The organism is Mycobacterium sp. 1245852.3 (genome assembly GCF_001669335.1).
Lineage (GTDB): Bacteria > Actinomycetota > Actinomycetes > Mycobacteriales > Mycobacteriaceae > Mycobacterium > Mycobacterium europaeum_A.
The window spans coordinates 1-964 of record NZ_LZLL01000234.1 but is presented as its reverse complement, the minus strand read 5'-3'; the positions used below and the strand labels follow the sequence as shown (position 1 = coordinate 964).

Annotated in this window: 1 protein-coding gene; it reads right to left on the bottom strand. The window is 70.4% G+C overall.

Features of this window, described 5'->3' with window-relative positions; translation table 11 throughout:
* The coding region (locus A9W96_RS10540; protein WP_156765193.1) for a P-loop NTPase at positions 1 to 803 on the bottom strand (803 nt) is incomplete at its 3' end.
* Between the last annotated feature and the right edge of the window lie 161 nt (positions 804 to 964).

Sequence of the window (964 nt, the reverse complement as noted above, 5' to 3'; positions counted from 1 at the left end):
ACCTCGGCCGCGGCCAGCTGCGGCGTCGTCACCACCAAGATCTCGGCGTTGGGAATCAGCTGCGCCACCGAGATGGCGATGTCGCCGGTGCCCGGCGGCAGGTCGAGCAGCAGCACGTCCAGGTCACCCCAGTACACGTCGGCCAAAAACTGCTGCAGCGCCCGGTGCAGCATCGGCCCGCGCCACACCACCGGGGTGTTGCCCTCGGTGAACTGGGCGATGGAGATGACCCGCACCTCGTGCGCGATGGGCGGCAGGATCATCGACTCGACCTGGGTGGGCCGGTCGGTGGTGCCCATCATCCGGGGGATCGAATGGCCGTGGATGTCGGCGTCCAGCACACCGACCGACAGGCCGCGGGCCGCCATCGCCGCCGCCAGGTTGACCGTGACGGTGGACTTGCCGACGCCGCCCTTTCCGGACGCGACGGCGTAGACCCGGGTCAGCGAATTCGGTTGTGCGAACGGGATAACGGGCTCGCGGGCATCGCCGCGCAGCTGCTTGCGCAACTCGGTGCGCTGCTCGTCGTTCATCACGTCCAAGGTGACCTTGACCGCGCCGGTGCCCGGGACGTCGGCGACCGCCTGGCTGACGCGGTCGCTGATCTCGGTCTTCTTCGGGCAGCTGGCGGTGGTCAGGTAGATCCCGACGTGCACCGTCCCGTCGGGCTCGGTGTCGATGCTCTTGACCATCCCGAGTTCGGTGATCGGACGCCGCAGTTCGGGATCGATCACCTTGCCCAGGGCGGTGCGGATAGCCGCGGTCAGGCCGGCTGCTGAATCGGAGGGGTCATTGCTGGACATCACCGCCGAGTGTATGCGTCTGCGACGGGGTCATTCGGCGGCGACCTCTAGTTGGCCGGACCGGGTCCCGCCGGCTTGGGCTTGGGTGCGCCGGGGGCCGCGCCCGCCGGGCCGGCGGGCTTGGGCGCCGATGCGGCCTGCGAGGGCGCGGCGGCCGGGGG